The sequence below is a fragment of the Nocardia glycosmidis genome (assembly GCF_052545115.1).
The window spans coordinates 118,292-125,327 of the sequence record NZ_JBQWRH010000020.1; the positions used below are offsets into that span (position 1 = coordinate 118,292).

Sequence of the window (7,036 nt, forward strand, 5' to 3'; positions counted from 1 at the left end):
GCTCGACGCACCGGACGCGCCCATGCGCGCCGGACTCGAACCGACCGGGTAGGTAAGGTCTGAGGCGTCGTGGAACGCACTCCACGAGGCAGCCGCCGAACGGCTTCGCGCGGACCCGCCACACTTGTCGAACGAAGAGAGCTGATCGATGCCGACCTCTACCGCACGTGCACAGATCGGGGTCACCGGGCTGGCGGTCATGGGCAGCAATATCGCCCGCAACTTCGCCAAGAACGGCTACACGGTGGCGCTGCACAACCGCAGCATCGCCAAGACCGACGCACTGCTCGAGGCGCACGGCGACGACGGCGACTTCGTACGCGCCGAGACGATCGAGGAGTTCGTCGCCGCGCTGGAGAAGCCGCGCCGGGTGCTGATCATGGTGAAGGCGGGCGCCGCCACCGATGCGGTCATCGAGGAACTCGCCGCCGCGATGGAGCCCGGGGACATCATCATCGACGGCGGAAACGCCCTCTACACCGACACCATCCGGCGGGAAGCCGCGTTGCGGGAGCGCGGATTGAACTTCGTCGGCGCCGGTATCTCCGGTGGCGAGGAAGGCGCGCTCAACGGCCCTTCGATCATGCCCGGCGGCCCGAAAGAGTCCTACGACTCGCTCGGTCCACTGTTGGAATCGATCGCGGCGAAGGTCGATGGGACGCCGTGCTGCACCCATATCGGTCCGGACGGTTCCGGGCACTTCGTCAAGATGGTGCACAACGGCATCGAGTACGCCGACATGCAGCTGATCGGTGAGGCCTACCACCTGTTCCGTGCCGCGCTCGGCTTCGACGCGAAGCAGGTTGCCGACGTGTTCACCCAGTGGAACTCCGGCGACCTGGAAAGCTACCTCGTCGAGATCACCGCCGAGGTCCTCGCGCAGGTCGACGCGAAAACCGGCCGGCCGCTCGTCGATGTCATCGTCGACGCCGCCGAGCAGAAGGGCACCGGCCGCTGGACGGTGAAGTCCGCCCTCGATCTCGGGGTTCCGGTGACGGGCATCGCCGAAGCCGTCTTCGCGCGGGCGCTGTCTGGTTCACGCGCGCAGCGCAAAGCCGCGACCGGCTTGGCTTCGGGCCGGTTGGCGGACCGGCCCACCGATGTCGAGCAGTTCACCGAAGACATCCGGCAGGCGCTGTACGCGTCGAAGGTCGTTGCGTATGCCCAGGGCTTCGATCAGATCGCCGCAGGAAGCGCTGAATACAACTGGCACCTGCACCCCGGTGACCTTGCGACGATCTGGCGTGGCGGCTGCATCATCCGGGCCCGGTTCCTGAACCGGATCAAGGAAGCCTACGACGAGAACCCGGAACTGCCGAGCTTGATCCTCGCGCCCTACTTCCGCGAGGCGATCGAGACGGCGATCGACAGCTGGCGGCGCGTGGTGTCCACCGCGACCCTGCTGGGCATCCCGGTACCGGCGTTCGCGTCGTCGCTGTCCTACTATGACGCCCTGCGTGCCGACCGTCTCCCCGCTGCGCTCACCCAGGCGCAGCGCGACTTCTTCGGCGCCCACACTTACGAGCGTATCGACGCCGAGGGCAAGTTCCATACGCTCTGGAGCGGCGACCGCAGCGAAGTATCTGCCGATTGAGAAATCGCGCGTTCCCTGGGCTTTCGCGCTCGGGGAACGCGCACCGACTCTCCGCCGGCCTGCCTATCGCACACGCGGCAGCGATGTTGCCCGGCGCCTGGCCGATAGCACGGACCGCGCTCGCCGAAGGCGTCCCACCCATGTATCACGTTGTCAGCGTGACGATTTCGAGGTCGGGCCCGTGCAGACGACGAAAGGCCCCGCTTCTATCGTGGACCGATGGCATCGGTCAAACAGATCCAGGTCACCTTCGACTGCGCAGAACCTGAGCGCGTCGCTCGTTTCTGGTGCGAGGTATTGGGGTACGAGCATCAGGGTTCAGCATGCATTGATCCCTCAGGCGCGGGCCCGCGCCTGTACTTCCAGCGCGTTCCCGAAGGCAAAGTTGTCAAGAATCGGTTGCATCTCGACGTCCAGGTCGGCACCGGACTCGTGGGTGAAGAGCGCGTGGCCGCACTCGAGGCCGAATGCGCACGACTGGTCGCGCTCGGCGCGGTACGTGTGCGACTATTGCGTGCCGATGGCTACAACGAATCGTGCCTCGTGATGGAGGATATCGAGGGCAACGAGTTCTGTCTCGACTGAGTGGCCGCGAACGGGCACCTTCGCGAGTCGACTGGTGCAGTTGGCCGTCTTGAAGATCTCCGTCCCGCGCGGTGCGCCAACCTGATCCGTCGGAGCAGATCGTCCGTGGGAGGGTTCGTGTCGAATGCCAGCTGGACGAGTTCCGTTCTGCCACAGACGATTCTGCTACGCTTCGGGTCATCGGGACGCTGACGACCGCGGAGGGGAAACACATGGAACAGAACGCAGAGTGGGACACCCTGGTCGAACTCATCTCCCAGAACAGTTACGGCGTGCACATCGAGTCCGACAGCATCAGCCTCAGGGTTGAGGACGCCGAAGAGGACTGGGCCGCACCCGATGTCGTGATCCGACGGGCAAACGATGAATGGATCCAGTTCCAGAGGCCGTTTGCCAAGGCCGACAAGGTCGATCTCCTGGCCATCCTCACCAAGGTCGGCAGCACGGGCATTATCGGCGGGCTCGTCGTGGTGGGCGAGGACATCATGATCCGACACGCGCTCCTGCTCACCGAGGCCCTCGAGCCAGACGAGTACGACAGCTTCAAGTATGAAGCCCCATTGAGCGGCATCATCGACGCGGCCAGACGGCTGGGGCGGCACCTCGCCGGACACGACGACGACTTCTGACCGGCACTGCGCTGCCGCGACCAGCCTGGCGCCCGACTCCTGGGCATCACGGTCGTTGTTCGTGTGTCAGCCCCTACGGCAGCGGCAATGTGGCTCGCCTGTAGCGGCTGCTTGACCATGTCCTGGAACAGCGGAGCGATCGAGGGCCACGTCAACCGCATCATTCTGTGGAATCCGAAAAGTCAAGTGCCGGTGTAATTCGGCAGCGGTCGTCGGCAGGTCTCTGCATTGTCGGCCACTGGCAGGATGAGCACATGCTCATCGTGATCGGCGGACTTCCGGGCACTGGTAAGACCACGCTGGCGCGATTGCTGGCGCCACGGACCGGCGGCGTGCATCTGCGGGTCGACACCATCGAGCAGGCGATCGTACGGTCAGGTTTGGCTCAGCATCCCGTGGGACCTGCCGGTTATGTTGTTGGATATGCGCTGGCCGAGGAGCATCTTCGGCAGGGGCTCGTCGTGATCGCCGAGTCGGTGAACCCGCTGTCGATCACTCGCGACAGCTGGCTGGGCGCCGCCCGCAATGCTGGGGTCGCCGCGGCCGAAATCGAGGTGATCTGCTCAGATCCGGCCGAACATCGGCGCCGTATCGTCTCGCGCTCGGTCGACATCCCCGGCCTGCCACTACCGGGGTGGCAGCAGGTTCTCGACCGCGACTATCAGCCGTGGGACCGGAACCACATCATCGTCGACACGGCCGGTGAAAGCCCCGGTCGCTCGCTGCGCCGTCTGCTGGGGAAACTCGATCAGTGCGGGCTGGTCAGCGATTCGGGGATCGACGACGCCGGCTGAGGTCAGGCCCGAGGCCGACTATGGCTGCGCGTTGAATTGGCGCGTTCGCCATCGGTGACCGCTACTATCGGCAATAGCGTTGTGTCCGTGGCGGTTTCGTGCGGTGTAGGTCCGGATGGGGTGTAGGAACGCACATCGTCGTTGACCAGGACATCCCGGGAGCGCACGGCGTATGTGAGCTCTCCGGTTCTGTCCGATCTTCGATTGGTCACATTCGTCCGACGGAGTAATCGATCGAGCGGATAGGTTCGGCGTGTTCTCTGGTCAGGCGGTTCAGCCAGGTATGGGTGTAGTAGGCGCTGAAGTCTTCGACGAAGTACTCTTCGGAGCCGATCACCGGTATCGGCCCGATGTCGACCAGCACCCATCGGTCCTCGGCTGCGTTCCAAACGAAGTTTCCGGGATGAAGATCGAGCGGTAAGCGGTGTTCGGGTAGGTCGCGCAGAAGGGCCGAGTGCAAGTATTCCAGGTCGGTCCGCTGTCGCGGATTCGGCAGAAACCCGGACCTGAGGATGGATTCTCCGTCGCTTCCTGGAACGTAGTCGTGGTGCAGGGTTTTCGTCGTCGGTTCGAAGTCAGCGTTGGCGGGAATCCGGTCGTGGAGACGGGTCTGGGCGAGGGCCTGGTAGTTGGCGAACTCGAGCGGAAGCAGCACCTCGCGGGCTGCATAGTTCCGGGGGTGTTTACCGACCCTCGAGCCGGTTCGGATCACGTCCGCTGCCGAACCGGAGGTGAGCAGCGTCGCATCGGTAGCCGCTGCATCCGCCTCGGCGAGGCGGTAGAGGCCCATGACAGTGAGTTCAGCAAGGCGCCGTCCCACAGCCTGCGGCTCGACGGCCGGGATGATCCATCGGTTGAAGGCGTAGGTCAGTACCGGAGCGAGGCCTTGTTTGTGCAGGTCGAGGGCAAGGCCCAGCTGCTGCTCGGCTGACACCGGTACCTGCTGTACCGCGGCGCCGATGTCGGTCAAAAGCGACCGCGCCCTGAATTTCGACGGCGGACCCGCAGCACGATTGGACAGCAGTCGGGCGGTGGACTCGACGAGTTCGGCGGTGAGCGGGTTTGTGCTGAGATTCTGGATCGCTGTGTGCCACTGTGTGCTGCGGTCGAGGTCGGAGTGGTCGACGCTGCGGCCGTAGTTTTTGATGATGGCGGCGAGGATGCGGGTGCGGTCGGCTTCGGCGAAGTCGGCGTAGTGGCGCAGGTGGCCTTGGAGGACTTCGTCGGGGAGCGTGGTCATCTGCGGTCCAATGCGCCGGGGTTTTCACGCAGGTATGCCTCGGTGTGGTTCCGGATGTGTTTCGCGTCGTCCGCGGTCCGGATGTCGGTGGTGGCGAAGAGCGCCGGGTTGTCGTAGAAGTAGGTGAGTTCGTTCCGGTCGAGGTCATGCGGGTTGAGTTCCCGGATCACGGCGTCGGTGTCTGTCCCCGCTGGTGGCTCGAAGAACCGGCCCTGGCGCGGGCGAGGGCCTGGGTACTGTGTCGTGTTGTCGCGCAGGCTGATCAGGGTTGTTGCGTTGACGATCAATGACCGGATCCCTTTGCCTGCGGCGAAGTGGACGGCCTCCGAGAGCCGGTTGATGATGGGTTCACCGACATCGTTGAGGGAGGTATTGCCCAGAATCGGTACTCCGGTATGTCTTTTGCAGGCGTGGAGCAGTTCTGCGAGGTCAGGGTTGGTGCTGGTGCTGACGGACTGCGCGCGGGCGCTGTGGTCGAGGTGCAGGACTCCGGGTACCGCGGCTTGCGCGCGGGCGGTGGCTCGGAAATTGAGCAGCATGTATGGCGAGTGCCGGTAGTCGCGAAAGTAGTCGGGGCCGTCATCATCGAGAATCAGCGGTGCCACCGGGCGCCACCACTGCCGTTGTTTGATGTGGTTGAGCCGGTTCTTGACGTCGAGCGATCGGGGGTCGGCCAGCAGGGAGCGGTTCCCCAGCGCTCGGGGGCCTATCTCGGCCGGGCCGTTGACCCAGGCGATGATCCCTTCTCTGGTCAGGAGTTCGGCGACGTCGTCCGCCGATACCGGGTTCATGTGCTCGATTAAGTCCGACACCAGTTCGAGTTCGGCGGCGATGTCGCCGGGACCTTGGCCGTAGTAGGCGGTGTCGAATTCAGTGGTGATCTCGCCGCTGTTCAGCTGGGGATAGAACGCAGCCAGGCCCGTGCCTAGGGCGATTCCGCTGTCGCTGGTGCACGGTGGGATTTGGAAGCCGGTGAACGCGAAATCCTGCAGCAGTTGCGAGTTCGTCGGGCAGTTGAGGGCAAACCCTCCGGCCAGCGCCATCCGGGAAGCGTCCAGGTCGGCGTCGTACTCGGTTTCAGCAAGGTACAGGTTGCGGCGGACGATGCGCAGCGACAGTCTCGCGATGATCTTCATAACGGCGCTGACATGGTGTTCGACTGGGGTCAGGGTTTCAGTGGCCGGCGGTTTGCCGCCGCGACCGGCCTGCAGGGTGCCGCGCACATGACTGTCTATGGTGTCGACGATGTCGGCTGCGGCACGCCGTGCCGACAGGTCGAGGAGCGGCTGCCGATCGAACGCGGTCAGGTCCAGTTCGGTGTGGTCGTCACAGGCTGAGGCGAGTGCCATCAGTGTTCCTTCGCGCAGCCCGTACTTCTTGCTGGCGTAGGACCACAGCCGGCCGGGCGATTCGCAGGGGAACATGCGCAGGCCGCGGTCGTCGATGACGCAGCCCGGGTAGTAGTGGCGGTTGTAGGCGTCGGGTTCGAAGAGGCAGTCGGGTCCGGCGTCCAGCGACATGGCCACGACCGGTTCGCTGAAGGGTGTCTGGTTCTGACAGAAGAGGGCGGTCATGAGGTGGGCCATGCCGTGGAATGCGTAGGCGCTGCCGAAGGTGCGCTGGTAGTCGGTGCTGGTTTCGATGCCGGGCGTCCCCCAGATTTCGACTACGTCGCGCAGGTCGGCGCCTTCTTCGGCGAGGAGATGCTGAAGGAGTCGGCGTGCCTGGGTCTGGTTGTAGAGGGCGCGACTGTGCTGCTTGATGCCGCTGATTCGCTCGAACTCCCAGTACCGGCGGAGTCTGAGGGTGCCGTTGTCGAGCTCCCACAATGCGGCGCCGTGATCGTGGCGCAGGCGGATGTCGAGGAGGTTCTTCAGGGGGCCGATGTCGAAGAAGGTGGAGAGGTAGAGTCCGTCGATCATGTCAGCGATCCCGGTCGGAAGATCATCGGCCGCGCCTCGTGCGGTCCCGTCGCGGGTGTGTGTTCTACGGGTTGGCGGTCGAATTCGTCGAGCAATTCGCCGAGCGTGCGGGCGAATTCGACCGCGGTCTGCTCGTCATAGAACGGCGACATGGGGTAGGACTTATGCACCCCGATCTTCGCGCCACCGACCAGCTTGTGATAGCCGGAGGAGTAGTCACACGCGATCGGACAACGACCCAGCGCTTGTTGTTCGAACAGATACCGATAAAA

7 protein-coding genes are annotated in these 7,036 nt (G+C 64.3%); 4 read left to right on the forward strand and 3 right to left on the reverse strand.

All coding sequences use genetic code 11. The features are described from left to right. Positions 1-148 precede the first annotated feature (148 nt). From gnd to ACT86A_RS23080, 4 genes are all read left to right on the forward strand, one after another. A complete protein-coding gene (gene gnd, locus ACT86A_RS23065; protein WP_445094282.1) occupies positions 149-1,594 on the forward strand; it encodes an NADP-dependent phosphogluconate dehydrogenase in 1,446 nt (481 codons plus the stop codon). 219 nt (positions 1,595-1,813) lie between these two features. After that, positions 1,814-2,179 carry a VOC family protein gene (locus tag ACT86A_RS23070; protein WP_445094283.1) on the forward strand — a complete coding sequence of 122 codons (366 nt, stop codon included), beginning with the start codon at positions 1,814-1,816 and terminating at the stop codon, positions 2,177-2,179. A 212-nt stretch (positions 2,180-2,391) separates the two neighbouring features. Further along, positions 2,392-2,808 carry a hypothetical protein gene (locus ACT86A_RS23075; protein WP_445094284.1) on the forward strand — a complete coding sequence of 139 codons (417 nt, stop codon included), beginning with the start codon at positions 2,392-2,394 and terminating at the stop codon, positions 2,806-2,808. Between the two features lie 254 nt (positions 2,809-3,062). Continuing rightward, complete coding sequence (locus ACT86A_RS23080; RefSeq protein WP_445094285.1) at positions 3,063-3,602, forward strand: P-loop nucleotide/nucleoside kinase family protein; 540 nt, start codon at positions 3,063-3,065, stop codon at positions 3,600-3,602. A gap of 208 nt (positions 3,603-3,810) precedes the next feature. On the opposite strand, the gene ACT86A_RS23085 is transcribed toward ACT86A_RS23080, so the two are convergent. The 3 genes from ACT86A_RS23085 to ACT86A_RS23095 all read right to left on the reverse strand — a co-directional run. Continuing rightward, positions 3,811-4,842: a hypothetical protein gene (locus ACT86A_RS23085; protein ID WP_445094286.1), complete on the reverse strand. Its 1,032-nt coding sequence runs from the start codon at positions 4,840-4,842 to the stop codon at positions 3,811-3,813. Next, on the reverse strand, positions 4,839-6,764 hold the full coding sequence (locus ACT86A_RS23090) for a carbamoyltransferase C-terminal domain-containing protein (protein ID WP_445094287.1): 1,926 nt from the start codon (positions 6,762-6,764) through the stop codon (positions 4,839-4,841). Before ACT86A_RS23090 ends, ACT86A_RS23085 begins: the two co-directional genes overlap by 4 nt. Further along, positions 6,761-7,036 (reverse strand): hypothetical protein (locus ACT86A_RS23095; protein WP_445094288.1); only part of this gene is annotated, 276 nt, incomplete at its 5' end. The genes ACT86A_RS23095 and ACT86A_RS23090, both read right to left, overlap by 4 nt.